At 65.4% G+C, this 25,242-nt stretch carries 29 protein-coding genes; 13 read left to right on the top strand and 16 right to left on the bottom strand.

Going from position 1 to position 25,242, the window contains the following annotated elements; all coding sequences use genetic code 11:
* The first annotated feature begins 328 nt into the window (after positions 1-328).
* Together DBO33_RS15210 and DBO33_RS15200 are read left to right on the top strand one after the other, a co-directional pair.
* The gene (locus DBO33_RS15210) at positions 329-1,462 is read left to right on the top strand and encodes a lytic transglycosylase domain-containing protein (protein WP_107655620.1); all 1,134 of its coding nucleotides are present in this window, start codon (positions 329-331) and stop codon (positions 1,460-1,462) included.
* 933 nt (positions 1,463-2,395) lie between these two features.
* Positions 2,396-2,962, top strand: coding sequence for a hypothetical protein (locus DBO33_RS15200; RefSeq protein ID WP_159080274.1), 567 nt, complete (start codon positions 2,396-2,398; stop codon positions 2,960-2,962).
* A gap of 228 nt (positions 2,963-3,190) precedes the next feature.
* Here the strand turns inward: DBO33_RS15200 and DBO33_RS15195 are convergent, their stop codons facing one another.
* Positions 3,191-3,508 carry an NIPSNAP family protein gene (locus DBO33_RS15195; protein ID WP_107660289.1) on the bottom strand — a complete coding sequence of 106 codons (318 nt, stop codon included), beginning with the start codon at positions 3,506-3,508 and terminating at the stop codon, positions 3,191-3,193.
* Positions 3,509-3,891: 383 nt separating this feature from the next.
* Between DBO33_RS15195 and DBO33_RS15190 the strand changes: the two genes are divergently transcribed.
* Positions 3,892-4,485 carry a DinB family protein gene (locus DBO33_RS15190; protein ID WP_107660288.1) on the top strand — a complete coding sequence of 198 codons (594 nt, stop codon included), beginning with the start codon at positions 3,892-3,894 and terminating at the stop codon, positions 4,483-4,485.
* Positions 4,486-4,517: 32 nt separating this feature from the next.
* Here the strand turns inward: DBO33_RS15190 and DBO33_RS15185 are convergent, their stop codons facing one another.
* The 5 genes from DBO33_RS15185 to DBO33_RS15165 all read right to left on the bottom strand — a co-directional run bounded on the left by DBO33_RS15185 (position 4,518) and on the right by DBO33_RS15165 (position 8,514).
* Positions 4,518-5,540 carry a BUD32 family EKC/KEOPS complex subunit gene (locus tag DBO33_RS15185; protein WP_107655617.1) on the bottom strand — a complete coding sequence of 341 codons (1,023 nt, stop codon included), beginning with the start codon at positions 5,538-5,540 and terminating at the stop codon, positions 4,518-4,520.
* 134 nt (positions 5,541-5,674) lie between these two features.
* Positions 5,675-6,265 carry a hypothetical protein gene (locus tag DBO33_RS15180; protein ID WP_159080273.1) on the bottom strand — a complete coding sequence of 197 codons (591 nt, stop codon included), beginning with the start codon at positions 6,263-6,265 and terminating at the stop codon, positions 5,675-5,677.
* Between the two features lie 193 nt (positions 6,266-6,458).
* Positions 6,459-7,076, bottom strand: a complete 618-nt coding sequence (locus DBO33_RS15175; protein ID WP_107655615.1) for a class I SAM-dependent methyltransferase — start codon at positions 7,074-7,076, stop codon at positions 6,459-6,461.
* 163 nt (positions 7,077-7,239) lie between these two features.
* Positions 7,240-7,746 (bottom strand): O-acetyl-ADP-ribose deacetylase, encoded by a 507-nt coding sequence (locus DBO33_RS15170; protein ID WP_107655614.1) that lies wholly within the window; start codon positions 7,744-7,746, stop codon positions 7,240-7,242.
* 336 nt (positions 7,747-8,082) lie between these two features.
* A complete protein-coding gene (locus tag DBO33_RS15165; RefSeq protein ID WP_234390851.1) occupies positions 8,083-8,514 on the bottom strand; it encodes a TfoX/Sxy family protein in 432 nt (143 codons plus the stop codon).
* 10 nt (positions 8,515-8,524) lie between these two features.
* Between DBO33_RS15165 and DBO33_RS15160 the strand changes: the two genes are divergently transcribed.
* Complete coding sequence (locus DBO33_RS15160) at positions 8,525-9,532, top strand: helix-turn-helix transcriptional regulator (RefSeq protein ID WP_107655612.1); 1,008 nt, start codon at positions 8,525-8,527, stop codon at positions 9,530-9,532.
* 144 nt (positions 9,533-9,676) lie between these two features.
* Here DBO33_RS15160 and DBO33_RS15155 read toward each other — a convergent pair whose 3' ends face one another.
* From DBO33_RS15155 to DBO33_RS15145, 3 genes are all read right to left on the bottom strand, one after another.
* Positions 9,677-10,090, bottom strand: a complete 414-nt coding sequence (locus tag DBO33_RS15155) for a hypothetical protein (protein ID WP_107655611.1) — start codon at positions 10,088-10,090, stop codon at positions 9,677-9,679.
* A 232-nt stretch (positions 10,091-10,322) separates the two neighbouring features.
* Entirely contained in the window at positions 10,323-10,598 is a 276-nt protein-coding gene (locus tag DBO33_RS15150) for a hypothetical protein (protein WP_159080272.1), read from the bottom strand.
* A gap of 80 nt (positions 10,599-10,678) precedes the next feature.
* Positions 10,679-11,098 (bottom strand): DUF2000 domain-containing protein, encoded by a 420-nt coding sequence (locus tag DBO33_RS15145; protein ID WP_107655609.1) that lies wholly within the window; start codon positions 11,096-11,098, stop codon positions 10,679-10,681.
* Positions 11,099-11,148: 50 nt separating this feature from the next.
* Between DBO33_RS15145 and DBO33_RS15140 the strand changes: the two genes are divergently transcribed.
* The 5 genes from DBO33_RS15140 (at position 11,149) to DBO33_RS15120 (ending at position 14,787) form a co-directional block, all read left to right on the top strand.
* On the top strand, positions 11,149-11,967 hold the full coding sequence (locus tag DBO33_RS15140; protein WP_107655608.1) for an AraC family transcriptional regulator: 819 nt from the start codon (positions 11,149-11,151) through the stop codon (positions 11,965-11,967).
* 244 nt (positions 11,968-12,211) lie between these two features.
* On the top strand, positions 12,212-12,646 hold the full coding sequence (locus DBO33_RS15135; RefSeq protein ID WP_107660287.1) for an SRPBCC domain-containing protein: 435 nt from the start codon (positions 12,212-12,214) through the stop codon (positions 12,644-12,646).
* Positions 12,633-12,977, top strand: coding sequence for an ArsR/SmtB family transcription factor (locus DBO33_RS15130; RefSeq protein WP_107655607.1), 345 nt, complete (start codon positions 12,633-12,635; stop codon positions 12,975-12,977). Before DBO33_RS15135 ends, DBO33_RS15130 begins: the two co-directional genes overlap by 14 nt.
* Positions 12,978-12,989: 12 nt before the next feature.
* Positions 12,990-13,376 carry a VOC family protein gene (locus DBO33_RS15125; protein WP_107655606.1) on the top strand — a complete coding sequence of 129 codons (387 nt, stop codon included), beginning with the start codon at positions 12,990-12,992 and terminating at the stop codon, positions 13,374-13,376.
* Between the two features lie 100 nt (positions 13,377-13,476).
* Positions 13,477-14,787: an FAD-binding oxidoreductase gene (locus DBO33_RS15120; RefSeq protein ID WP_107655605.1), complete on the top strand. Its 1,311-nt coding sequence runs from the start codon at positions 13,477-13,479 to the stop codon at positions 14,785-14,787.
* Between the two features lie 65 nt (positions 14,788-14,852).
* Here the strand turns inward: DBO33_RS15120 and DBO33_RS15115 are convergent, their stop codons facing one another.
* The 5 genes from DBO33_RS15115 to DBO33_RS15095 all read right to left on the bottom strand — a co-directional run bounded on the left by DBO33_RS15115 (position 14,853) and on the right by DBO33_RS15095 (position 19,268).
* On the bottom strand, positions 14,853-15,161 hold the full coding sequence (locus tag DBO33_RS15115) for a hypothetical protein (RefSeq protein WP_159080271.1): 309 nt from the start codon (positions 15,159-15,161) through the stop codon (positions 14,853-14,855).
* A gap of 226 nt (positions 15,162-15,387) precedes the next feature.
* A complete protein-coding gene (locus tag DBO33_RS15110; RefSeq protein WP_107655603.1) occupies positions 15,388-16,191 on the bottom strand; it encodes a DUF1460 domain-containing protein in 804 nt (267 codons plus the stop codon).
* A 119-nt stretch (positions 16,192-16,310) separates the two neighbouring features.
* Complete coding sequence (locus tag DBO33_RS15105; RefSeq protein WP_234390850.1) at positions 16,311-16,916, bottom strand: lytic polysaccharide monooxygenase auxiliary activity family 9 protein; 606 nt, start codon at positions 16,914-16,916, stop codon at positions 16,311-16,313.
* On the bottom strand, positions 16,913-18,463 hold the full coding sequence (locus tag DBO33_RS15100; protein WP_107655602.1) for a M1 family metallopeptidase: 1,551 nt from the start codon (positions 18,461-18,463) through the stop codon (positions 16,913-16,915). Before DBO33_RS15100 ends, DBO33_RS15105 begins: the two co-directional genes overlap by 4 nt.
* 172 nt (positions 18,464-18,635) lie before the next feature.
* The gene (locus tag DBO33_RS15095; protein ID WP_159080270.1) at positions 18,636-19,268 is read right to left on the bottom strand and encodes a hypothetical protein; all 633 of its coding nucleotides are present in this window, start codon (positions 19,266-19,268) and stop codon (positions 18,636-18,638) included.
* Between the two features lie 28 nt (positions 19,269-19,296).
* Here DBO33_RS15095 and DBO33_RS42805 point away from each other — a divergent pair, with 28 nt between their 5' ends.
* Positions 19,297-19,437, top strand: coding sequence for a hypothetical protein (locus tag DBO33_RS42805; protein ID WP_159080269.1), 141 nt, complete (start codon positions 19,297-19,299; stop codon positions 19,435-19,437).
* A 637-nt stretch (positions 19,438-20,074) separates the two neighbouring features.
* Here the strand turns inward: DBO33_RS42805 and DBO33_RS15080 are convergent.
* Positions 20,075-20,926 carry a ParB/RepB/Spo0J family partition protein gene (locus DBO33_RS15080; protein ID WP_107655598.1) on the bottom strand — a complete coding sequence of 284 codons (852 nt, stop codon included), beginning with the start codon at positions 20,924-20,926 and terminating at the stop codon, positions 20,075-20,077.
* Between the two features lie 1,142 nt (positions 20,927-22,068).
* On the opposite strand from DBO33_RS15080, the gene DBO33_RS42800 reads away from it, so the two are divergent.
* The gene (locus tag DBO33_RS42800; protein WP_159080268.1) at positions 22,069-22,665 is read left to right on the top strand and encodes a hypothetical protein; all 597 of its coding nucleotides are present in this window, start codon (positions 22,069-22,071) and stop codon (positions 22,663-22,665) included.
* 22 nt (positions 22,666-22,687) lie between these two features.
* Here the strand turns inward: DBO33_RS42800 and DBO33_RS15065 are convergent, their stop codons facing one another.
* On the bottom strand, positions 22,688-22,834 hold the full coding sequence (locus tag DBO33_RS15065) for a DUF1059 domain-containing protein (protein WP_107655595.1): 147 nt from the start codon (positions 22,832-22,834) through the stop codon (positions 22,688-22,690).
* A gap of 392 nt (positions 22,835-23,226) precedes the next feature.
* Between DBO33_RS15065 and DBO33_RS15060 the strand changes: the two genes are divergently transcribed.
* Positions 23,227-24,474: an alpha/beta hydrolase family protein gene (locus DBO33_RS15060; protein ID WP_199856623.1), complete on the top strand. Its 1,248-nt coding sequence runs from the start codon at positions 23,227-23,229 to the stop codon at positions 24,472-24,474.
* A gap of 51 nt (positions 24,475-24,525) precedes the next feature.
* The gene (locus tag DBO33_RS15055) at positions 24,526-25,068 is read left to right on the top strand and encodes a YaeQ family protein (RefSeq protein ID WP_107655593.1); all 543 of its coding nucleotides are present in this window, start codon (positions 24,526-24,528) and stop codon (positions 25,066-25,068) included.
* Positions 25,069-25,242: the final 174 nt, after the last annotated feature.

Raw genomic sequence — 25,242 nt, 5'->3', positions numbered from 1 at the left:
CGGTACAACTCGAGGGGGCACACAGAAGTATGGGGCAGCGTGCAAGATCTGAGTGGGGACCTTCCCAACTGGGGATATAGGGCGAATTACCATTCAATGAACACTTGATCCGGATGGCCGACAGTTCGTCGGCCGATAATTTCCCCACTTCTACTGGGGAGCTCCGGGTGGTTTTTTCGTGCCATGATTCACCCCGGTTGTTCGGACATCGGCGGTAGGAAATTTTCGCGCCCGGCAACGACTTCCGTCGATTACGGATGATCGGAACTCGCGGCGGCGGTACCGCAGGACACCGCCGCGCTCGACCTCCCGAGGGATTGGTGCGCCGATGCGAATATCTGGACCAACTGCCGTGTCCGCGCTGGTATTGACCGGGTTGGTGCTGTCGGGATCGGCCGCGCACACCACGCCACGCACCCCCGACGGACTGCTCGCGTCGTCCATCGGCACCGCCGATCCGGGGACCGATCAATCGATCATCATCGGGCCGGAACCCACTCAGCAGCAACTGATTACGCCGCCACTCGATGAGGAATCGCTGGTCGACGGCACCGTCCCGCTGCACAACGTCGACCTGCCCAACGTGCCGACCCGCGGCATCCCCGAGATCGCGCTCGCCGCCTACCGCAACGCCGAACTCAGCTTGCAGTCGTCGACGCCCAACTGCGGGATGTCGTGGCATCTGCTGGCCGGCATCGGCAAAATCGAGTCCAACCACGCGGGCAACGGGCGCACCGACGCCGAAGGCACCACCCGCGGCATCATCTACGGTCCCGCACTGGACGGCACGCTGCCCGGCAACGAAATCATCCCCGCCGCCGACGGCGGGTATGTGCGCGCCGTCGGGCCGATGCAATTCCTGCCCGGCACGTGGGCGATGTACGCCGCCGACGGCAACGGTGACCGAAACACCGACCCCAACAACATCTTCGACGCCGTACTCGGTGCAGGCAAATACCTGTGCTCCGGCGATCTGGATATGCGCGACCAGAAGCAAGAGCTCCGCGCGGTGTTGCGCTACAACAATTCGCTCGAGTACGCGTCCAAGGTCCTCAGCTGGTCCAACGCCTACAAGACCGGCGGCGCCCCCGCCCAAGGCGAGCTCGCCCCCATCCCGGACAGCACCCCCGACGGTGGTATGCCCGAAGGCGCCGGGTCGAGCATGAGCGTCGGCGAGACCGTCGTCGCCGATCCCGCTGCGCCACCGGAAGAAACGCTTGCACCCGAAGCGACAACCGATCCCCCGCCCGCGGACACACCGGACACCACCTCCACCACGGATCCCCAAACGCCCAGGGCCATCCTGCAACTGAAGATCCGGGTAACGATCAACATCCCCGGACGAGCACCGATCCCCTGCGGTGTCTTCTGCCCGGCCCCGGCCCTCCCGAAGGTGCCCACCATCCCGGTGCCGACCAGCCCCCAGCCGCGACCCACAANCACCTCAGCAGCATTCGTGTGAAGCGGCACGGGGCCAGCAGGACCCTCCCCCTAAGCCTCCGTGGGAGGCGTCAGATGGTTATAAGAGCCAGGCCCTGATCACGCCCTGACTGGCCGCTACAGATTCCCGCCAAACCGGCGTAACCCGGGCCAACGTGGTTGCTGACCGATGATCATCAGCGCCGTCAGCCACCTCCCATCGCCTCGGCACACTCGCACCCCGAAAACGCCGACAGCAACGTGCTTCAGATCAGACCCCGCCCCGACACATCGTCATGTCTTATACGGTCCGCAACATCCCCCTCAGCACAGTGTCATGGTCGATAACCACTTCTCCAGTCGATCGGAAACCCAGGTGCTCAGCGAGTTCCGCACTGGTTCCGTTCGTCGCGATGAGGAAGATATCCGTGTCGCTAGTGTCAATACGCGCTCTGACGAGCTTCGATGTCAACCCTTTGCCCCTAACTCGGGGCAGCGCTCCCCCACAAGCCAGATACAGATGAGGGCTGGCGGGCCTGAGGCTATCGATTCGGTGGGACGCGGCCAATGCGCGTGGTGTCGCCGATCCCAGGGCTTGAATCAAGCTGAGCGGCTTAGCCATTGGGGAGACAACACCAGGCATTTCCCACAGGACAACGCTCACGATCTCCGCACCGTCTGACGCTGTGTCGACAAACCCTTTGAATCGTCGCGCCTCCACGCGGGAGTGCCAGAAGTACGGCAGCGCGCGACGTCGTCGGTCCGGTTGCGGCCAAAAGTAGGTCATCAGTGGGTCATCCATGAACGCCTCAGCAAGCACTCGGGCTTCCGGTGTCATAGGCCGAGGTTAAACGTTGCCTCGCCGGGCGCCAGGGCATCGGCTGGATTGATACGACCCCACGCCGGACATCCGCTATAAATATGACGGGGGTGTCGTGGTGGCATGTACCGACCGCATTCGAGGAGTCGATGATCAGTGCCTGACGTTGTGCAAACAATCTCCGACAGCATCGTTTTCGGGGATGTCGTCGTCACGAAGGCCGATGACCGCTTTTCGGCGCGGTTCAGGACAGCGGATTCGCCGACGGTGACCATCGAACGTGTCGGTGCGCGGACGCGCCGAAGTGTTCCGATCGGGACCCGGGATGCAAGCTGTCTCGTGGCGCGGGTCAACGACCGCGCGATGAAAGTGCTTCCGGGGAGCGGGCGCGTGTTCAAACGCAGCTATCGTGTGATCGCCGAAATAGACGACCGGGTACTGAGTCTTGGACCGAAATCGATCGACACGTGCAGGTTCATCGACGGCCGGCCGGGAGAGATCGAGAAGTCGTTCTGCGAGTTCACCTTACGAGCCGACGGCTCGATCGATGTGGAATGGGAGACGCCGACCGAGATCAAGGTGCTGGGACATACCGTCGAACCGCCACAGCCGACCGAAGAGGATGCACTGATCGGGTTTGCGCTCGCGGCGGCATTCGGAACTGGTGCACTGTCGGCGACATCGATTGTGATGGGGTTCGTTTCGGCCGCGCTCCCCGGCTGAGCTCGTTGTCACGACAGCAAAGCGTTGCGATGTCACCGTCACCATGTAGTTGCTGGCCGCCATACATCGGATTCGGCCGTGGCCGCGCCGCATCGAGCAAGTGTCGAATTCCGTGACAACTTCAGATGGTTCGTGCCGTAACGGTTACGACGTCCTCGACGCTATGTTGAAAAGCAAAGAACCTCACCGAGATTCGCATTCGGCATGCATGACTGAACGTCCTCAGCATCACGACACCGAGGCAGGCAGCTCGTCGACTGACGGAGCGGACCACATGAACACTTCGTCCTTCTCGCTGAACAGTGCGGGCAACCCTCGACGCAGTTCCTGCGCGGCTCGCGTCCGGGGGTCGGCGGCCACAGCGGCCTGCACCCGCTCATACGCCTCGCGGTCGTCATACTCCCAGACCGCGACGACTCGCCCATCCTCGGTTTCCCACCGCCCCACCAGTCGAGCACCATGACGCAGCTGCGTCGGCAACAGATGGGTCCGGAAGAAATCGTGGAAGATCGCCAGGTTCTCTCGCACCGCCAGATAGATGCGCATCCTATAGATCACCCTGGCCACCCCGTCCGCCCTCATGGAACCTCAACGGTCACCATGCTGCCACGGAGCGAGCCACTCGACCCGTTGACGGAAACCGTAGGGACACCGCCCGCTCGGCTGCGGTCGGGCGGGACTGTTGGTATACCGATGTGGGGTCGGTCCGCCGGAATCGTGTGCGCTGCAAGAGACCACTCGGTCGCGCCGGCCTGCCATTGTGCGCCGGACGTTGGTGAGCGCGAGAGGTGTCAGCACTCGGCTCTGCCCGTGAGATCACCGATCCGGCTGTCACCGTGATCGGCGGAGGTTACCGCGCGCGCCTGAATGCCACTGGTGAGCAACGAAATCGGTGCAGGAAAGGCGGGTGCCATGGCAGGGTGCTCGGCATGACTGTCTCCGGTCCCAAAGCGAACCTGCACCGCTATCTGCGTTCAGCCCGCGAAGCCATGTTGTGGAAGCTCGACGGCCTGTCCGAGTACGACGTGCGTCGTCCGATGACTCCCACCGGCACAAACCTGCTCGGCTTGGTGAAACATCTCGCCGGCGTCGAGTTCGGCTACTTCGGAGACACTTTCGCCCGTCCCTATAACGAACCCCTGGCCGAATACGACTTCGAGGCCGATCCCACGGCCGACATGTGGGCCACCGCCGAACAGTCGCGCGAGGACATCATCGAGTTCTACCGTCGAGCCTGGGCGCACGCCGACGCCACGATCGACACCCTCGACCTCACCGCCGAAGGCTCGGTCCCGTGGTGGAACGAGGACCACCGAACCGTCACCCTGCACCAGATTCTGGTGCACGTCACCACCGAAACCCACCGGCACGCAGGGCATGCCGACATCCTCCGTGAACTAATCGATGGCGCCGCAGGCCTGCTCGACGGCAACGACAACATGGCCGCCAGAGACTCGACCTGGTGGCAGCAGTATCGAGCCGAGCTGGAGAAAACAGCACAACAGGCCGCCGAGCTCCCCTGATCGATGCCCTGGGCGAGCCCACCAACGCACACTCATCCGCCCGAGTTGTCTTGCCCAGCAGGATATTCCGCGTGGATGTCACCGCCGAACAGCTTCCAGTAGAAGGCGTTCATCTTCGCGGCGGCAGGCGCATACCGGCTCAGGACCGCGGCCACAGCCAGCGGCACGTCGTCGGGGATGTGTCCGGCGGCGCACTGAAGTACGTATTCGTTGCGGGCAACCGGGCCGCCGTTGAGCGGAGTCGGAATTCCGCACACATCGGTAACCAGCCAGTTGACCAAACGCATAGCGGCGTAGTCGGCGTCATGGGTGGTGTGACGTTCGGCGAAGGCACGCTCGGCGGTCGACAGGTCGAAATGCGGCGAGGTAGCGAGTCCGAAGTCGCTGAGGTAGATCCGCTCCCCGTCGCTGCGCATGTTGCCGAAGTGCCCATCCATGTGCAGCAACTCGCGATCGCCGAGGAATGTCACCATCTCTGAGAGCTGCCGCGCGACTGCCGTGGCCTTGTCGGCCGGTTTCTCGCGCAGCAAGTCCGACATTGTGTGCGGGATGTACTCGCAGAACACCACGAGGCTCGACGTTGCGGCGGCCAGTGCTTCGAGCCGCGCGCGCACGGCTGGATGACCGCCCTGGGCAACTACCACAGCGTCGATGTCGGCGTGTTCGGCCGCGATCCGCGACCGACCGGGCAGCACCCGCCAGTGGTCAAGCATCGGGAACGATTGTGTCCGACCGGCCAGCACACCGTCGGTGACGATGACGTTCGCAGCCAGCTCACGCCACGCGTTGAAGCTCGGTCCGCCGATGCCGTACTGACAGAACATCGGCAGGTCGAACAGGTTCGCGGTGGAGCCTCGGTGAGCAAGCTCTCGATCGGTCAGCGGGATGCGCTTGACGAACACCTGTACGGCGTCGACCTCGATGACTGCCGAGCCACCGCCAACTCCCGCACTGTTGGACCGGCCCGTGTCCATGAACTCGGCGAGCTGGATGTCGCTGCAGGAGACCAGAAGAGCCGAGAGTCTCCGGTGGCGGCCGCTTCTGGCAGCTGTCATTACCCGATCCTGCCACCGATCGGATGGTTGGCCGCTTCGGTCAGGCGACCCAGTGATCACGGTGGGATTCGTTCGGATCCAGGGCGCGGATACGCAGTGTGGCACGACAATTCAGTTGCGGATCGGCTTCGAGATTATGACCGGAACACTCCCTGGCCGTCGAAATTCATTCGTTTGATACCGAAACCGCCGTTGGGGCACGGGAGGAGGAGGTCGGTTGACGACGGGACGACCAGGGCCGAGATGGTCTTGTCCGCCAATGGGCCACTGGTCACCCGCAGCGCGATTTTTATCGTCGAGAGGCTGGAGAGGTCGACGTCGAAATCTACTGTGCCGGGTTCGGTATTCATGGTGTGGCGGTTGACCCAGGTCATCGTTCCGGAACCGAAGAAACGGGTCTGCGGGCAGCCGTTGACGTTGATCGGGTCGACTGTGATGACCCACGAGACATATTGGGGGTATTGGCCGTTGGGGGATGTGCAGTTGCGATAAGCACCCATGTAGATGCCGGTGACGGCGTTGTCCACCACCCCGAACTCGGCCTGGGTGCCTGCCTGACAGATGAGGTCGGGAAGCGGGAGTTGTGGAAGGTCGGCGTGGCTGTGTCCGGGTTCGGCAGCGTTGATTCCGATGCCGAGGGCAACCACGGCGGCGATGGAAGCAACCCGCCGCGCCGTCGGCGTCCGGACATCGAGAGCGAAGGCTCCACGCCATAAACGAGCCATCGAACGCCTCTTTCGCGATAGTCACCAATGGGGTACAGCCCGCGAGGAACACGTGAACTCGATCCGGAGCGGCAACCAGGGCCGACACAAGAGGACTCACGTACGACAAACATAAACCTAGTTCGTCCGGTTCAACCGCAATCCACACCGGTGGCCGGCAGTTGATCTCACGAACGGTTGGCCGGCGCGAGAGTCAATCGTTCACCCATCGCCATTGAATGGTCGACCACGGCTGCGCTTGCGGAAGCAGTTCATCTACCGCGGCGACGACACCCGGCCAGGCCGACGGAATGTAGTCGTCGCCGGAAAGCCAGCCGCCAGGCCGCACTTTCGGCCGCCAGGCGGTGATGTCCGCTACCACACTGTCGTAGTCGTGCCGGGCATCGATGTGTACCCACGCGAGCGAGGCATCAGCGAACAGCTTGGCGGTGGACTCGGAATCGCCGACCACGATCAGTACCTGGTCGGCGAACCCGCATTCGATGACATTGCGATGGAGCAGTCCGGCGAAGGTACCGCCACCGGCGGACACCGCGGTGCCGTGCGCGTTGATGCCGCGGACTCCCTCGGGTCCACTGCCGCGGCAAGTGTCGACTCCCACGACGGTGAACGGCTTACCGCTGTCGGCCACAACTTCAGCCAGGGAGCACAAACTGCGACCGAGGTAGTTACCGACCTCGACGAAGGTACCGCCCTCGGAAAAATGCGCGACCGCTTCTTCCTGCGCATCTCGCCACGTGAACCAACCGGGTATGTCCTGCCAACGCTGCACGGAGACATCGGTTTCAGGTTTGCCTGGATTCGACAGCATGTCCCGACGTTACGATGCGCCCGGGATGCGGCGCGGCACTTCGAGCATGCCGACCGTCCGCAGCTGCGGAACGTCCGCATGCCGAAACGCCTGCATCAACAGCAAAGCCCGACTGCACCCAGCAACCAGAAGCCGCGGATGTGTGCGGTCGACAGCGCCGGAATCACACTGCGGCGGCGAAGGAGTCGTACGCCTCCTGGCTGAACAATACGAACCGCACCTCTTGCACCTCGGTCTCGGCGGCGCGCACAGTCTCGACCGCGATGCGTGCCCCGTCGTCGATCGGCCAGCCGTAGATCCCGGTAGAGATCGCCGGAAACGCTACCGTCCGCGCACCCAGCTCATCTGCCACCCGCAGTGATTCGCGATAGCAGGAGGCCAGCAACTCCGACCGGTTGTCCTGTGCCGACCACACCGGCCCGACCGTGTGAATCACCCACCGCGCGGGCAGATTCCCGCCGGTCGTCGCAACGGCCTTCCCGGTCGCCAGCCCCTTCCCGTAATGCGACGCCCGCAGATCACGGCACGCGGACAGAATCGCCGGACCACCCTTACGGTGAATGGCCCCGTCAACGCCCCCGCCGCCGAGCAGTGACGAATTCGCCGCGTTCACCACAGCATCCACATCCTGCTCGGTGATATCGCCCCGGACCAGCACAAGTTCGACCATGCCGCCATTGTCGCCGCCCTCAGCAACGCGACAAAATCAGCATGGATGGTTACCCGCAATTCTGGATGCTCGACGCAGCCAAGTCGCCGACGGGCATCCGCCGAGAGGTGCCGATCTGCGCGGCGCCTTCGAACTCCTCCTCGGATCGTCACCGAATGACGTCGATGTGGAATTTTGTCCGGCCTATCCGCCGGGTTGCAGGATTTCGAAAATGCTGCCGGAGTCGTCGCGGAAAGTCGCCGACAGGCCCCAGGGGCGAGGCTGCGGTTCGTGGACGAAGGTGACGCCGCGCGCGCATCGCTGCGTCTCCTATCGTGAATTCGCTTGCGCGGTGGTCTATTTCTTCGTGGATTTCGGCTTTTTCGGCGGCAGTTCGGCGGTTGCCTCGAACGCCAGATTTAGCCATGAATCCAGCGCGTCGTCGTCGAGGGTTTCCTCGTCCACCAGAACCCAGCTGGCTTGCGGCTTGCCGCGAAACAGCAACTGTGTCGCGCTCGGACTGGTGAGTGCTTCGTCCATCCCGTCGGGACCGACGCGCACCATCAGGCCCTCGTCGTAAAGGTTGGCCAACGCGTTGCCCTGCCACAAGAAGGTCAGACCCGCGAACATCTTCTTCGCGGTCACCCCGCGTGGCGCCAGTCGCTCGGTGATGCGGTCGGCCAGTACCTCGTCGTATGCCATCGCGTCCTCGCTTTCTGTGCCGTCCGTATGAGCCGAAATCGACGATAGAAGCCCTTTAGGACAGAAGATGTCACCAATACCTGGCAATCTGGGAAATATGAGTCACGACCTGCCCGCGCGGATGCTGCGATTGCTGTCTTTGCTGCAAACACGGCGGTCCTGGGCGGGAAACGAGCTGGCAGAACGATTGGGCGTCACCTTACGCACGGTGCGCCGCGACATCGAGCGCCTGCGTGAGATGGGTTACCCCGTCGATGCCACCACCGGTCAGGCCGGCGGCTATCGCCTCGCCTCCGGCACCGCTATGCCGCCGTTGCTGCTCGACGACGATGAGGCCGTAGCCATCGCCGTGGCGCTACGCACCGCCTCCAGCGGCGTCACCGGCATGGAAGAGACCGCTCTGCGCGCGCTGGCCAAGCTGCAACAGGTCCTGCCTACTCGGTTGCGACACCGGGTCACCGCCGTCACCGCCGCCACCGCACCGATGGCACCCCTGCCCTGGATTGCTCCCGGACCGCGCACCGATCCAGCCGTGCTGGCGACCCTGACCGCCGCATGCCGTGACCAGGAAGTCATCGGCTTCGACTACCGCACCCGAAGCGGAAGCAGCGGTCGACGACGCAGCGAACCGCACAGCCTGGTCTACGTCACCGACCGCTGGTACCTGCTCGGTTACGACCTCCACCACGCCGATTGGCGCGTCTACCGTGCCGACCGCATCACCGACCCCATACCCACCTGCCATCGCGTCACCCCGCGGGAATTGCCCGCAACCGATCCGGCCGCCTACGTTGCCGCGCGACTGGCCACCGCTCCCACCCGCTACCGGCTACAAGTCAACGTCCCGATCGACGCGGCCACCGCCGCCGCCCGCGCGTACGCCCTGCCCGACCGAGTCCATGCCGTCGACGACCACACCAGCTGCCTCGATCTCTCCTCCGACAACGCCCGGGACATCGCCGCCCAACTCCTCGGCCTCGCCCCCGACGCTACCGTCACCGGAACACCCACCCTCGCACCACATCTCGAGCAGCTGGGGCAATTCCTCATCGATGCCGCACACGCCATCACCACACCATCGGCCGAACCGACAGCAGCAACCTGACCTCAGATCGAATTACCGCGCGGACCACGCATCGACAAGTCGACCGCGGAGATCGGGCTTTCCGCAAGTGCCGCTGCTGCACCGGCGCCTAGGCTTCCTGCGCAACTGCCGATGACTGTGCGCGCGACTTGGGTGGCGCCCGGATTAACCGACGTGCAGGTCCACCGGCCCCGAATCGACCTTCCAATACTTCCTGTTCAACTGCGCAGTACCGGTGCCCTCGGTGTAGGGCACGAGCACCGGCAGCCCGTTGGTCGGCTTCAGCAGAACGGACCAGCGCTCGACCCGATCTGTGCATTGCAGAATCACTCCGGGCGGGGAGCTGGTGAGCTGGATCGTGCCGCTGCCGTTGGTATCCATCTGTGCGGTGACGTCGAGATAGCCGATACCGGCTTCACACCGATAGGTGCCGGTGGCCTGCAGGCCGTCGAGCGACGCCGTGAGCACGGAATTCAACGTGATGAACTCGTTCTCGGGACCGGCGCTCGCCGATGTCGAGCACAGCATCGTCGTCGCCACCCCCGTGATCGCGACCAGCGCGCACCTCGTACCGAACATCGGCCGACCTCCTGACCATCCAATGCCGCGAGAAAATCGACTTCGATGGTAATTCGGGGCCGCCCACCGTCCGGACCGATTCCCGTAATTGCCCTTCCGACCAGGAGGCGACTGCGCGACCTCGGCTGCCGGCCGCGCAGTGAACCCAGGCCACTTACGGCAAACTCCCGTGCCAACGTGATAGGCCCACGTCGGCACGGGAGTCGATCAACTATCGCGATCGGGCCGGATGCTACGTCCAGTACTGGTAGCTGCCGCCGCCGTCAGGGTCGCAGCGGTCGCTCACTCGGGTTCCTCTGGCCTCGGTCAATCGGCGTTCTTCTTCGCACTGCTTCGCCGTGGGGTACTTGTGCCAGTAGTTAGCCCAGTCCGGCCTGGCTTCGGCCGGGCCCGCGAGCAAAGCCAAGCCGGCCGCAGCGGCAACAGTGGTGAAGATCATTTTGCGTAGCACAGTGATGCCCTCCCATGTGTTCGGTAACTCCGCCCGCAACGCTAGCGCAAACATCACTGCCGCAGACTGCCAAAGTTCTTGTCGTACATGGCAGTCCACTGCCACTGCCACGCCGTGCTTCGGCCATCTCCTCCGGTTCACGGATGCATTCGTGAACCTTTGAGCGTCTTGTCCACCACGTTGCGCGGACCGTACACGGCGGTTCCGACGAGGTCGAGGTGATCGGTGCCGACCGCGCGCACCGCAGCGCGATTGTCCCGGTCGTTTCCGGTGGTGAACAGGTCGGAGGTGAACACCGCGGTGCGCAGGCCGCGGGCCAGGGCCTTGCTGTGCGCGCCGCGCAGCACCTCTTTGCCGCCCTCGAAGACGAGTACGGGCTGGCGGAACATCGGCAGGTAGAGGGTTGCATCCGCGTCCTCGTACGCTTCCCCGATCACCTCCGGTTGCGCCGTGCCCAGACCGCTGACCAGAAATGCCGTCACGTTGAGCCGCTGCCAGGTCTGTAGGTCCTCGCGCAGCAGTACCCCGATCTTGGTGTCGAATCGCATGTTCTCCATGCCGACGACTCTTCCGCCGCCGGGCCCGCCGAGGCTTGTACGATCCTGGCATGGTTGCCGGCAGCTCGGTCGAGCAGATCAGGGCCTGGCAGCCTCGGGTACCCGGCATCGTCGAGGTCTTTCATGCCCGTTTCGTCGGGCACGTCTACCCCATGCACGCCCACGATTTCTGGACGCTGCTGATCGTCGACGACGGGGTGATCCGCTACAACCTCGACCGGCACGAGCACGGCGTCCTCGGCTCGGTGGTCTCGCTGCTTCCGCCGCACGTTCCGCACAACGGCCAGGCCGCGACCGCGCAGGGGTTTCGCAAGCGTGTGCTGTACCTCGACAGCGCCCAGCTGTCCGAGGCGATGATCGGTTGTGCGGTAGACACTCCCACCTTCACCGACCCGCTGCTGCACCGCCGTATCCGCCAGCTGCACGCGACACTCGCGCATCCCGGCGACGAGTTGGAGGCCGCCAGCCGCCTCGCGCTAGTCAACGACCGTCTCGGCGACCTGCTCCGCGGCAACGATCCGTCGTCTCGACGCCGAGATCCAGGGTTGGCTCACCGCCTGCGGGAACTGATCGATTCCCGTACCACAGAAGGCATTTCGCTCACCGAGGCCGCGGCCCGACTGCACGCTGACCCCACCCACCTCATCCGCGCATTCAGCCGCGAGTTCGGGATGCCACCGCACCAGTACCTGATCTCGCGCCGGGTCGATCGCGCCCGTCCATTGCTGCTGAGCGGCATGCCCGCCCGAGATGTGGCCGCCGCCACCGGCTTTCACGACCAGCCGCACCTGATCCGGCACTTCAAACGCATCCTCGGCACGACGCCCGGACAGTACGCACGCAGCGCTGACGGCCCGACGCTCGACTGAGCCAACCCGCAAAGTTGCGCGCTGCGGGCGTCCCCCGAACACCCACACCTCACCGCTGAACAGGGCCAATCGACGAGACGCACTGCAGCCCAGGACATCCCGCGAGGTAGAACGAGCCAACCAGCGCCGCCGAGCCCACTCGAAGATGCCGAGCATCAGCTCGGTCACCAAAGGCCCTCTTGTCGCAACCAACCGGTTGCGATACTCTATTGCAACCAATTGGTTGCTATACATGGAGGCTCCGTTGCCCGTACCCGATCGCATCGAGCGCGATCTCGAACTACCGCACCCACCCGAGAAGGTGTGGCATGCCCTGACCACCTCCGAAGGCCTCGGAAGCTGGTTCGGTTCCCGCGCCGAAATCGATGACCTGCGCCCCGGCGGCACAGTGCGGGTGTGGTGGCATGAGGACGGTCCATACACCCTGCAGATCCAGCTCGTCGATCCGCACAGCAGGTTCGTATTCACCTGGCCGATCGAAGGACTACCGCCCAGCGATCCACGCCGCACACAGGTGGAATTCACCCTGCGACCGACGCCCACCGGCACCCGGCTCACGGTGGTGGAAACCGGCTTCGCGCAACTGCCCGACGACCTGACCGAGGCCTACGAAGGCAACGTCAAGGGATGGGCGACGGAACTGGCCGAACTCGCCGGGTATCTCGATGCCGCGGCCTGACCATCCCGACGCCGAGCTGATAGCGCAGGCGGTATTCACCGCGCTGGCCGACCCGACGCGCCGCGGCATCCTCGCCGAACTCGCCGCGCACGGGCCGGCGACGGCGACCGACCTGGCCGACCGGCTGCCGATCTCGCGACAGGCGATCGCCAAACACCTGACCCTGCTGACCGAGGCCGGACTCGTCCACGCCGAACCGGGCGAGCGACGCCGGATCCATTATCACCTGCAAACCCAGCCGATGACGGTGGCTCAGTCCTTTCTCGCCGCACTCGCCCACAGCTGGGACGGACGCCTGAACGCGCTCCGCGACCACCTCGATCAGACCTAGGAGCACCGAACCATGGCCCCCACCTTCCGCGGCGGACACAACATCGCCATGAAACTTCCCAAAGCACAGTTCGACCGGACCGTCGCTTTCTACCGCGACACACTCGGCATGGATGTCACCGACAACAGTGGCGAAGCCGTCGCCGAGGGCGTCATCCAGAGCGCGGCAATCCAGTTCGGGCCCGTCACCCTGTGGCTCGACCGGGTCGACAACTATGCCCGCGCCGACCTCTGGCTGGAACTGTTCACCGACGACGTCGACCGCGCCACCGAGCACCTCGCCGCCCACGGAGTCCCGGTGCAGGACGAGCTGGAACCACTCCCCTCGACCATGAACGCCCACTGGATCAGCAACCCCGTCGGCATCCCGCATATCGTCCGTCTCCCCGACCACGATTGAGTCGGATCGGACGCTTCATCCGCTGTGTCACACTTGCTCGCCCTACGTCGTCATCCAGGTAGCAATGACGAGGCAACAAGAGCGAATGAGGACAGCAGTCATGGGTATCGAGGAATTGCGCGCCGTAACCCGCGGAAGCGTTGTGCTACCGGAAGATTCGGCGTTCGAGGCGGCAGCCCGGCCGTGGAACGTGGCGGTGGCGCAGTCGGTGGCCGCGGTGGTCGAGGTCGCCGACGCGCAGGACATCGCGAAAGTGCTGCAATACGCCGGTGTTTCGGGCCGGCGAGTGGTGACCCAACCCACCGGGCACGGCGCCACCGGGGATATCGACGAGTCGATTCTGGTGCGGACCGGTGCCCTGAACCACCTCGAGATCGATGCCGGACAGCGGGTGGCGCGGGTCGGCACCGGCGTGCAGTGGGGTGCGGTGCAGGCCGCGGCCGCCGCACACGGTCTCACCGGGCTAGCCGGTAGCAATCCCGTGGTCGGCATCACCGGGTACACGCTCGGCGGCGGATTCGGCTGGTTCGCACGCAAATACGGCTGGGCGGCGGACGCCGTGCGCGCGTTGCGCATTGTCGACGCCACCGGCCGTCAGCAGCGCGTCACCGCCGATTCGGACCCGGAGCTGTTCTGGGCATTGCGTGGCGGCGGTGGCGATTTCGCGATCGTCACCGAGATCGAGTTCGACCTGTTCCCGCTGCCGCAGCTGTACGGCGGCCGGGTGATGTGGTCGGCCGACCGCACCCGCGAGGCCTTCGACCTCTTCACCGAGCTCACCACCGAGGCACCCCGGGAACTGTCGGTGTGGTTGCAGCGCTACCAGATTCCCGGTGCCGCACCCACCGTTGCCATCGATTTCGCCTACCTCGGCGACGCCGAGGAGGGCCGGGCACTCACCGCGCGCCTCGACACGATCGACGGCGTACTCGCCGACACCCGAGGCGTCCTGACACCGGCCCAGATCGGCCAGATCACCGCCGAACCCACCGATCCGAGCCCGTCCCTCTCCCGCGGCGAACTGCTCACCGACCTCGACGACGCAGTGATCAAGACCCTCATCGACGCCCCCGTAGCGCCCTTGCTCAACATCCAAATCCGCGGTCTCGGAGGCGCATTGGCGGAAACACGGCCCGACGGCGGCGCGCGCGGACCCATCACCGAGCCCTACGCGCTATACATGCTCGGGCTCGGACTGCCGCATCTGCTCGACGACATCCGGACCAGGTTCACCGACATCCTCGGCGCGCTCGGCACCCACATCACCGGAGCCAAGCCGTACACCTTCCTGGCCCCCGGCGAGTCGGCCTCAGCGGCTTTCGACCCAGAGACGCTGGCGCGGCTGCGGCAGATCAAGCAGGACCGCGACCCGGCCGGTGTCATCCGCGCCAACTTCCCGGTCCACGGCTGAGCACAGGCGCTGGCGAAAGACCAACGGCCCGAGAATATCTCGGGCCGTTGCATGGCAAGTCCGCGTTAGGAAGCCAGCAGGTGTTGCGGGCAGTAGATGAGGACGCTTACTTCGGTGTCGGTGACACCCAGATGTCCCACACCGATCGAGGGATAGCGGCGATCGATGGCAATGAGCCTGGCTTTGTCGCCGGGTACCCCGTCGTCCAGAATTCCGCAGATCAGACGCGACGAATCGACATCGTCCTGCTTGAAATCCGGTGACCAATCCTGATGGTCCATCAGGAAGAACTTCAGCTCGTCTTGCGGAGTGAATGCGTTGGCGGCCCCGGCCCCCATCGTGATTCCGACCGCCGCCATTGCGGTGGCGACCACTGTCTTCAGCATGTGTACCTCGAAAGTTGCGACACGAAAGTGTCTGTGACGCACGGATATTGCCGTGGCTCCAGCCCCCGACCGGAGGTCGCTCACGCTACCCGAAGGCCGTCGCGGATCGCCACCGTCGCGGGGCAGACGCCGTCACGGCCGCCCGGGTGGCGCCGTCGGCGGTGATCACCATTCCGTTGGGGAAGGCGAGCCCGTCGGCGACTCGGCCACAGCGCTACTGAGCGCGGTAGACGACGATCCCTGGAACCGACCGCAGATATTCGGCCAAGGGTGAGTCGACCACCTTGTTGTTCGCCGCGAGCGAGGACGCGTTCCGGAAGACCGGACCGTCGGCGGTTTTCACGAGGATCCCGACATGCGTGACGTCCAACCCCGGCTGATCGGTGTAGGCCCCGAGGTAGTCGCCGGTGCGCAGACCACCGATGACGTTGTCGTCCACCGCCGCGCTGGGCAGGTAGGTCACGGCCCGATCGACCACCGGCAACCCGGGCAGATAGTTTCCGCCATCGGCCTTGGCGTTCAAGTGCTTGGCGACGGTGACCGCAGCGGTACTCAACGCACCGGTGATGTCGGTGGCGGCGATCCGCGGCGTGCTCACCCAGTCGCTGAAGAAATGCTTGCGCTGCCGGAAGTCGATGCGCCCCTCGGCATAACGGGTGTCGACCAGATTCGCGACGAACTGATCACGGTCGGTGGACCTGCTGAGCGCTTCGACGTAGTCGAGGTAGGTGAAGCAGTCCACGCGGCGGAAGTCGATGACGAGTTGCTCGGGCTGGGTCACCGAGCCGACGAGCATGTCGGCGCCGTACGGCGTGCCGGGGAACGGGCGCGACAGCAACTCGACGAGCTCGCCTTTGCTCGGCCCAGCGCCCGCGCGCGACGCCAGCAACGCGTCGATCTTGCCCGCCGTGACGTCGTCGATGTGCACCGCGGGCGCACCGACCGCCGCAGGCACCAGCGATGCCGCGCCACCCACGAGCACCAGCAGGACGAGCAACACACGAGCGATGGTCCGCACAAAGCCTCCAACATCCGTCGACACAGCCCCCACGGTAACCCGGCGGTCGCGCTGCCGGGTGCGCCTGCGCACGACAGTGGACCGTCGCAGCCCCCTGCGACGGTCCACCGACACGCTCGTCAGGCCACTATCTGCGCCCGCTTCTTGCTGACGCCCTTGATACCGACCGGCGTCACGGTGCCGGTACCGATGTGCAGATCCACGCACGAGTAGAACGCGCTGGGTGTGTCCGCGACGTTCCAGATGCCGAGCAGCTTCTGCGGCCCGGTGAAGGTGCCGAGGTTCACCGTGTGGGTGACGGCCCGCCCGCTCGGTGGCTGGTTCTTGCCATCGATCACTGCAACCCGCGTATCGCCGATCCAGTACTCGTAATTGTGGGTCCGGTGCAAGGCGGTGAGCGTCCAGGTGAACGTCACCGTGCTGCTGGTGTGGTGCACCTGCCACGGCTTGCTGTCGTCGTCCAGATCCGCCCAGCGCCCGTCACCGCCGCTGCAACTGCGTTGTCCCGGTGGCCCCTGCACGTTCTGCGGCTCGTACTTGACCGGGCCACACGGCAACAGACTTTGCGCACATTGCACCTGGCGGCTGGCCGGCGCGGAGAGGTAGCCGTACGCGTCAGCCGGTGCCGCGTGCAGGGCGGCCACGATGAACGGTGCGATAGTGGCCGCAGCGACGACAGACAGCATGCGCTGCTGCAGCGCCCGGGTCAGCGAGGCTGCCGTCATTTCCGGTCCCCGCGCCCGAACGGCCACGGCTCGATATCCCGCTCGTCCGGGCTACCCTGCATGTTCTGGTTGTTGAGACTGCCGGGGTAGAGGTATTCACTGGCGGGCCGCTTCCTTCCGTTGAGCCAAGCATCGAAGAACCCGTCCAGCTTCTTGGTGGTGCGGGACTGGATGAACTGACGGAACTCGGGGATCGACGTGTTGCCGTTCTTGTGCTTCTGCGCGAAATCGCGGACGGCGGTGAGGAATACGTCGTCGCCGATGTTGCGGCGCAAGGCGTGCAGGAACAGTGGGCCGCGGGAGTACACGGTGGTGAACTCCTTGCCCTTGCCGGGATCGTAGAGCGGTGTCGACCAGACGCCCTGCTGGTCGGCGCTCGCTAGCGCCCGCCGGTAGAGCTGGTCGGCGTTACGGCCTTGCACCCGCTCCGGGTAGAGGATGTCGGCGGTGTAGCTGGCGAAGCATTCGTTCAAGCAGATGTCGCGCCAGTCCTTGATCGACACCGAATCGCCCCACCACTGATGGGCGTTCTCATGGATCACCGTGTTCAGGTCCGTCCACGGCGCGTAGATCGGCCGTGTCTGGGTCTCCAGCGAGAATTGCAGATTGGTGTCCACGTAGATGCCGCCGCCGGATTCGAGCGGATACGGGCCGTACAGCTGTTCGGCGAAGGCGATCACGCCGGGCAGCTTCTTCTCCAGCTCCCGTTTCTGCTGGGCGCCACCCGGTGCGAAGAAGCTCTCCAACGGCGTATTCCCGGCCCGCTGCGTCAGGCGCGTGAACTTGTCGATCGCGATGGTCGTCAGGTACCCGATGATCGGGTCCTTGGCCTCCCAAGTGACGGTGTGCTTTCCGGTGCCCACGGGGACATCGGATGCGCGGACCCCGTTCGAGGCCACATCCCAACCGGTGGGCACGGTGGCCTTGACGGTGAAGGTCACCTTGTCCAGCGGTGTGTCGTTGAGCGGGTACCACGTTGTCGCCGAATGCGGTTCACCCGCCGCGAAGGCGCCACCGGACGGCGAGTAGGTCCAGCCGTTGCCCTTGGTGTCCGGCACGGTGCCCGCGTAGTCGACGACGACGGTGAACGGCTGCCCCAGCGGCAGTGCCGCCGCCGGGGTCACCACGAGCTCGTGCTCGCCGGACTTCTGGAAGCGGGCGGGCTGACCGTTGACGGCGACGGATCCGACTGCGGGACCGGCGTAGTCGAGGTTGAACCGGGACAGGTTCTGGGTCGCCTTCGCCGTGATCGTGGCCTTGCCCTTGAGGTTGTGGGTCGGCGGGTTGTAGTCGATGGCGACGTCGTAGTGGGTCGCGTCGTAGCCGCCGTTGCCGTCCTTCGGGTAGTACGGATCGCCCAGACCGTCGGAGCCCGGGGTCGGGTCGGCCGCGCCGGCGGCCGACCCGTTGGGCGTATCCGGCGGCGGAGCGGCCACCGCGGCGACGCCCGCGGTGAGGCTCAATGCGAGGGCCAAGGCCGACACGGCAACCGGACGCGATCTCAACGCGGCCGGGACGTGTGTCTCTCGCCAGTGGTGAATTCTCATGGGAGCCAACCTTTTCTAGGCGATCCGGCGGACCTCGGCCATGGCGATGCTCGATCGGATCTGTAATCGACTGCGGGAAAAGCCGACTCGGCAATCCGCAGGTACTGCCGGCGCACCGCGACCTACTGGGCGCCCAACCCTCGGGAGGTGACGAGCTGCTGTGCGGCACCGTTCAGCGACGGGGTCTGCCCTCGGGCTTCGCCCCGGTTTCGTGCCAGCTGTCCAGCACCCGGCCGGTGTTGTTGGCATCGATGAACAGGACCCACTGCGCGGATTGATCACCTTGCGTGCCTGCGCGTTTGATCGCGACCTTGTAGGCGGGCACCGCCACGCTGGAGGCCCCGTCCTTGGCGGCCAACTTCGGGTCGTACCACATGGCGGCCGTCGCGAAGACGGCGAACTTGCCGCGCGGCTGCTTGGTCTCCTGAGCCAGCGCGCGCACCGCGGTGTCCGCCACCGTCGCGGGCGGTGTGGTGGCGCCGGTCGGGTACTTGCCCTGCGTCTGCTGCGACAGCGCGCCACTCGCCGAGACGAGCGAGCCGTCGGCGGCCAGTGACTGCGCCACCTTCGCGCCGTAGACCGGCACCGCGTCGATTTCCTGCCGCAGCTCGACGGTGGCGCCTCGGCCGACCGGGGACGCCTTGTCCACGACCAGGTTGCCGATCGATTCGGCGCCGAAGACCCGTTGCATGCTCGGCGCCTGGGCCTGCGCGATCGCCTGCGCCTCGGACGGCACGCCCGCCGGCTTCGGCAGCGGGTTCTTGAAGATCACCTGCATGGCGATGCCGTCGGGATCGGTGAACACGTTCTTCGGGATGGTGGGGAGATCGAAAATGCCGGGAGCCGTAGTCGGCGAGGGGCTGGTGGTCGTCGAGGGGCCGGTGGTCGACGGCGCGATGGTGGTCGACGGACTGGTGGTCGACGTCGGCGCGGTAGTGGTGGTCGTCGTCGGATCGGTCGTGGTGGACGAGTAGGTCGTCGTCGGCTCGATCGTCGTGGTCGGTTCTGTCGTCGTCGTGGTGGGCTCGATCGTCGTGGTCGGGCCGGACGGTGACGGTGGAGTCGTGGGGGCCGACGTCGAAGGAGTGGTTGTCGGCGTGGTTGACGATGGCTGGGCGAAGGCACCGGAACTGGTTGTGAAAACCGTTGCCGCTAAAACGAACACCGCGGTAGCACTGACGCGAGCCGCCCTTCGATGTGGGTAATTCATATTCAAGTAGAACCACACCGTGGGCGCTGGATTCGACTGGGGAGTTACTGGGGAGTTCGTATCACGAGTTGATTAAGTTGCCCGATAGCACTATTCGATGCCGTGTACCGCACTTGCGCTCGGGCAGCGCTGCTTTCGGCGCAAATGCGCCGAAATACCGTGTCATCGAGCGCGGTTGACGCCGCGCGGACACTCCTGCGCGACGGCGTCATCCGCTGGATCTCCGGCGCCGCGTTCGACCCGGCACGGGTGCGCACCGGCGCTCCGTACCGAATAACGTTCGATGCCGACCGCGCCGACTCGGCGAGCGGTATCGCGGCGCCGAAGGATCGCCGGTGCGTGACCTGCGGATAAATGTCGATTCGCAAGTCACGCACCGTATCCCGAGGTAAAATGCACCATCATTTCGCCTGCAGCCGATCGCCGATTCGGGTGGCGAAGTCCTGCCAGTTGGCCGCGTTCTGCCGAGCCATATCGAGCACGAGATTCAGGCAGTGTTCCGGGATCCGATCCGCCAGATCGAGCGACTGCGTCGGCGTGCGCGGACTGGCGTCCAGCCAGCGCAATACCGTCCGGCCCGTCTCGGTGAGCCGCAGCGACGGATCGCGGCGCAGGCTCTGCAATACCGAGGAGGGGCAAACCCGCTCCGGCGGTGCCGGATCGGGTGTCATCGGCGCACCCTCGGTACCGTCGCAGGACTTTTTACGGCGCTGGTGTTCGACGTCCGGACGGCGCACTCGGCGCATCCGGCCGTCGCGGCCTAATCGATGCCTCGTCTGGGGAACATCCCCAGATGACTGCCTGCGCACCGCACCGACCGTCTTGTGGTCCAGCCCCGCCACCTCGGCGACCTTGCGGTCCGACCACAGCGGGTACATCCGCATGATGCGCAGGGAGGCGGCCTTGCGATCGAGGATCGAGAGCGGCAGGCCGTGGGCGATATTGGCCTGGACGGCGAGCACGAACGCCTCTTCCTCGGTGCCGTCGAAGAACTGTGCCCGGATGACGTTGGCCCCCTTCAATTTCGCGGCTTTCAGACGGTGCACACCGTCGATCAGCCGCATGGTTTCTCGGTGGACCAGGATCGGCGGCAGTTCCGCCTCCGTCGCTGCCAGCACCTGGGTATGTGCAGAGTCTTCAGCACGCACACGCAGTGCGCCACTGATGTCTATCGACTCGATAGGAATCTCGATGACTACGTCGGCAACTCCGACTCTCGCATCGTCGTCCACGTTCAACCTGTGTTCACTCACGGCGGTACTCCTGCGTCGAAGCCGAGATCATTCCGTAGCACACTTCGCCCCGCCGCCAGTACCGATCCGAACCGCCACAACAAGCCGGGACGAATCGATGCGGAAGGCACGTCGCTGTGCCGTGTCTGCGGTGACTAACTAGCGCGGACAGCAATATTTCACATTGGCAGAGTTCCAGCAACGATACGGTGTCGAAACGCCCCTGCATTCGCAATCTGCGGAACGCCAGCGTGATTCGCGGCGTTATTTGTGAATGGTGTTAACCTCGCGGCCCGGTTCGCCGACTTCCGGAAACATTTCGGAAACTACCAGTTCCAGCCCGGAACGGGCGTCGGCGTGGATACGCTCGAGAGTTGGACTTCTACCTCGGCGAAGAAGCCGACAACGGACATCCTTGTACGCCACCATATATGGTGAAACCGATTTTCTGCACACGATGACCACCCCCGGCGTCGCGGCGACAATAATTCTGAACACGATGACCACTCCGGTCGCCGCGCCGACAACACAGAGAATCCTGAACCATTCGAATCGGGACACAATGAACCGGCGGTATTCCCTATCCCAGGAATAACCGCTCGACCTACACCTCGTGCCGCGGGCACACCAATGCGGAGTTCGTGTTCAAGGCCCCTCTCGCACACGAAGAACAAGGCGGGTTCCGCCTTGTTCCGAACGATTTCACCCGAGGAACTCATCTGCCCGAACATCCCTCGTGTCCGATCCATCCTATCATCGGACCCCCCTCCCAGCAGCGCGACGGACGAAAATCGCAGGTCTGTCCACTGTACGAGATTCCATATAGCAGTGCATGTTTCGGTGATATAGGGGCCGGCGTTCGGTGCGCCGGTGGCAGAAGTTCTGTTGCCGACTTCGTGCCGGTTTCCGGCGCCCGGCCGCGCGGCTCCCAGGCGGCCTCCTTGTGACACCACTGCGCGCTGGCCTGATCGGACACGTCAACGGCGTGCTGGGCCGGTCGCCGGATCGCCTTCCGCCGAATCGTTTTCGCGGGCGACTACCCCCATCGCTCCCCTGAGACGGCCGGCCGCGCGATGCGGAATCACCCCTAGCTCCCCGGTACCGCCGGGAAATAGCGCTGCGGCGTGATGCCGTGCCGCACTGCCGATTTCTATGGTCGGGACATGCTCAACGTCGAACCGGATTCACTCGCTCTCCACGCATCCGCCCAGCACCGCATGCGTCCCACATTCACTCGACTGCGCGGCGGACTGACCCTCGCCGTGGCTGCGGTCGCCACCGCCGGCCTGGTCGGCGCGGCGACCGGCAGTGCCGCCGCCGGACCCGCAGCCGCCGCTGCCACCCCCGCCGCCGACTGCCTGTGGGCAGGCACCGGCCACGCGCAGGGCACGACCGTCGTGGCCGGTGACCGCGCTTTCACCTGTGCGACAGATCAACTCGGTGCGCCGCGCTGGGTTCGCGGGGCGGCCCGTGGCACGCCGGGCACCGTGGCCAACCCCGGCGCTCGCACCGATCCGGCAGGGACGTTCAGCGCCGGAGCTCAGCAGCCGGGCACCGAATACAACGACTATTGCGTGGGCACCCAGCTCGTCGGTGGTAGCGAGTCGGTGTACGAGGTGGTTTCCGACGGGGGTGCGCTGCATTGGAAGGCGGCGGGCCCGATCTCCCAGTGGGCCTTCCCCGCAGGCAGCGGACCGGTGCCGACCACCCGCTCGGCGAGCCTGTGCCTGCCGGATCCGGTGAGCTGGCCGCGCAACTGAGCGGGACCGCCTGCTCGGCGAATCAGTAAGCGATGAACAAGATCTCGTCGCGCGAGTACTCGTGCCCGGGATGATTCTCGGCCAGATGGGCCTGCGTCTTGGCCACCAGGTCGTCCTCGTCGGTCCCGACGATGGCTTCTCCGCAGGGGCAGTTCAGGTTTCGCTTCATCGACTGTCCTTTCCTCTCGATCGACAAGTCTAGGGTCTGTCGCAAAGTCCGGACGGATGCATCCGGGGGCTGGATCGCCGCCTGGCAAGGCGGAGGAGTTGCCGATACCGGGTTTGTATCGGCGACGACGACAACGCGGCCAGGCGGCGATCCAGCCCCCGGAGGCGCCGGATGGGACTTTGCGACAGACCCTAGGCTGGCGAGCATTCGGACCCGACGCGGCATCGGGTCGCGCTCGTGACAGCGCCGGGGTCCCCGGCGAGAGAAATAGACCGTTCGGGGTATACCCCTACACATCTCGGGGTACGCCGACTCGGCCGTCGGGCTGACGCGCGCGCAACGGAACCTTTGCCATCATGACGTCGAGCCGACCGTCGAGGAGGACCCACAAAGTGTTCACATTGCGCGGTTGCGCGCTGGCCCTGGCCGCGGCGCTGGCCGCAACCATCGCGCTGACCGCCTGCGAGCAGACCGCACCCGAGTCGACCGGTACGGCGGCGAAGATCACCCTGCCGCCGCTCAGCGGCCGCTACCCGGTCGGCACCGTCGACCTGCATCTGGTGGACTCGCGCCAGGATCCGTGGCATCCGGCCGACAAGCGGGAGTTGATGGTCACCGTGACCTACCCGGCGCAGCACACCGGCGACCGCGCACCGTGGATGTCGCGTGCCGTGGCGGACGCGGTCGACCGGCTCGCTTCGGACGCACCGATGCTCGGCCTGTCGCCGGGTGCGGTCGATTGGGGTGGCACCAAGCGCCAGGCGAGCACGGGGGTCGAGGTGGACCGCACCGGCGGCGCCTGGCCGGTCGTGCTGTTCTCGCACGGGTTCGGCGTGGTGCGCGAGCTCAACTCGGTCCGCACCGACGATCTGGCCAGCCACGGCTACGTCGTCGTATCCATCTCCCACACCTACGACGCGAAAGTGGTCGAATTCCCCGACGGCCGGGTGCTCGCCAGCGATGCCAAGCCGGATCCGCAGTACCTCGCGACCTCGATCGACGCGCGGGTGGCCGACACCGGGTTCGTGCTCGACCAGCTGACCCGCCTGGCCGGAGGCGCGAATCCGGACGCCGAAAACCGCGCGCTGCCAGCAGGGTTGGCGGAGGCGCTCGACCTGTCGAAGGTGGGCATGTTCGGTCATTCGCTGGGCGGCTACACGGCGGGCGAGGCGATGTTCCGCGATCCACGCATCGGCGCGGGGATCAACCTGGACGGCAGCATGGGCGTCGGCAAGCTCGGCGAGATCGTGCGCCACGGCGTGGATCGGCCGTTCATGCTGGTCGGCGCCGACGGTGTGCACCCGGAGACCAAGCGCGAGTTCGAGCACTCGCACGTAGACGACATGGATCCGAGCTGGCGCGAGTTCTGGACCAATCAGCATGGCTGGAAACGGGATCTGCACTTCGACGGCGCCGCGCACAACAGCTTCACCGATTTGCAGGTGGCGGTGCCGCAGTGTGCCAGCCTGCTGTCGCCGGAAACCCGGCAGCGCGAAGTCGGCACCATCCATCCGGCCCGGTCGGTGAGTGCGCAGCAGGACTACATCGCCGCCTTCTTCGACCTGCACCTGAAAGGCCTCCCCAGCGACCTGTTCGACGGGAACGATCCGCGCCATCCGGATACCCGGTTCATCCCCTGACCCGCGCCGCCGACCGGGCGGCCGGCGGGGTTCACCTAAGCTCCTGGGCTTATGGCCCTTCCCGCAACACTGCACAACTTCGCCGTCCAACTGGCCGACGTCGATCGCGACGTGTACCAGGACCTGGAGTTGCGGATCGCGCGCCACCCGTCCGAAACCGCCGAGTTCATGGTGACCCGACTGCTCGCCTACTGCCTCGAATACCAGGACGGCATCGCCTTCAGCGAGGGTGGCGTCTCGTCCACCGACGAGCCCGCGGTGCTGGTGCGCGACCTCACCGGCCGGCTCACCGCCTGGATCGAGGTCGGCGCGCCCGACGCGGAACGCCTGCACCGCGGCAGTAAACTCGCTGGCCGCGCCGCCGTCTACACCCATCGCGACCCGGCCAAGGTGCTGGCTCAACTCGCGGGCAAACGCATCCATCGCGCCGAAGCCATCCCCCTCTACAGCTTCGAGCGCGACTTCATCGACGCCGCCGTCGCCGCCGTTGACCGTCGCAACACCGCGACCCTGTCGATCACCGAACGCTCCCTGTACATGGACCTCAATGGCACCAACCTCACGTCCTCGGTCACCGAACACGCACTCGGCTGACCCCTATGGACGAAATGATTTGTGCCGAGAGTGCGCGACGATCGGTGAGCTGATCTTCGCCTAACCGTTTGCCGCGGTGCGGAGTCCAGCGGAAGTCGCCGAAAATTCCCGGCGCAGTGCGGTATTTCCGGTACTTGCGCGTGGCTTGCCGGGCGGTCGGCGACGAACAACTGC

This window comes from Nocardia suismassiliense, assembly GCF_900269665.1.
GTDB lineage: Bacteria > Actinomycetota > Actinomycetes > Mycobacteriales > Mycobacteriaceae > Nocardia > Nocardia suismassiliense.
Note: the sequence above shows the minus strand (reverse complement) of the source record. Positions and strands in the feature narration are given on the sequence as shown.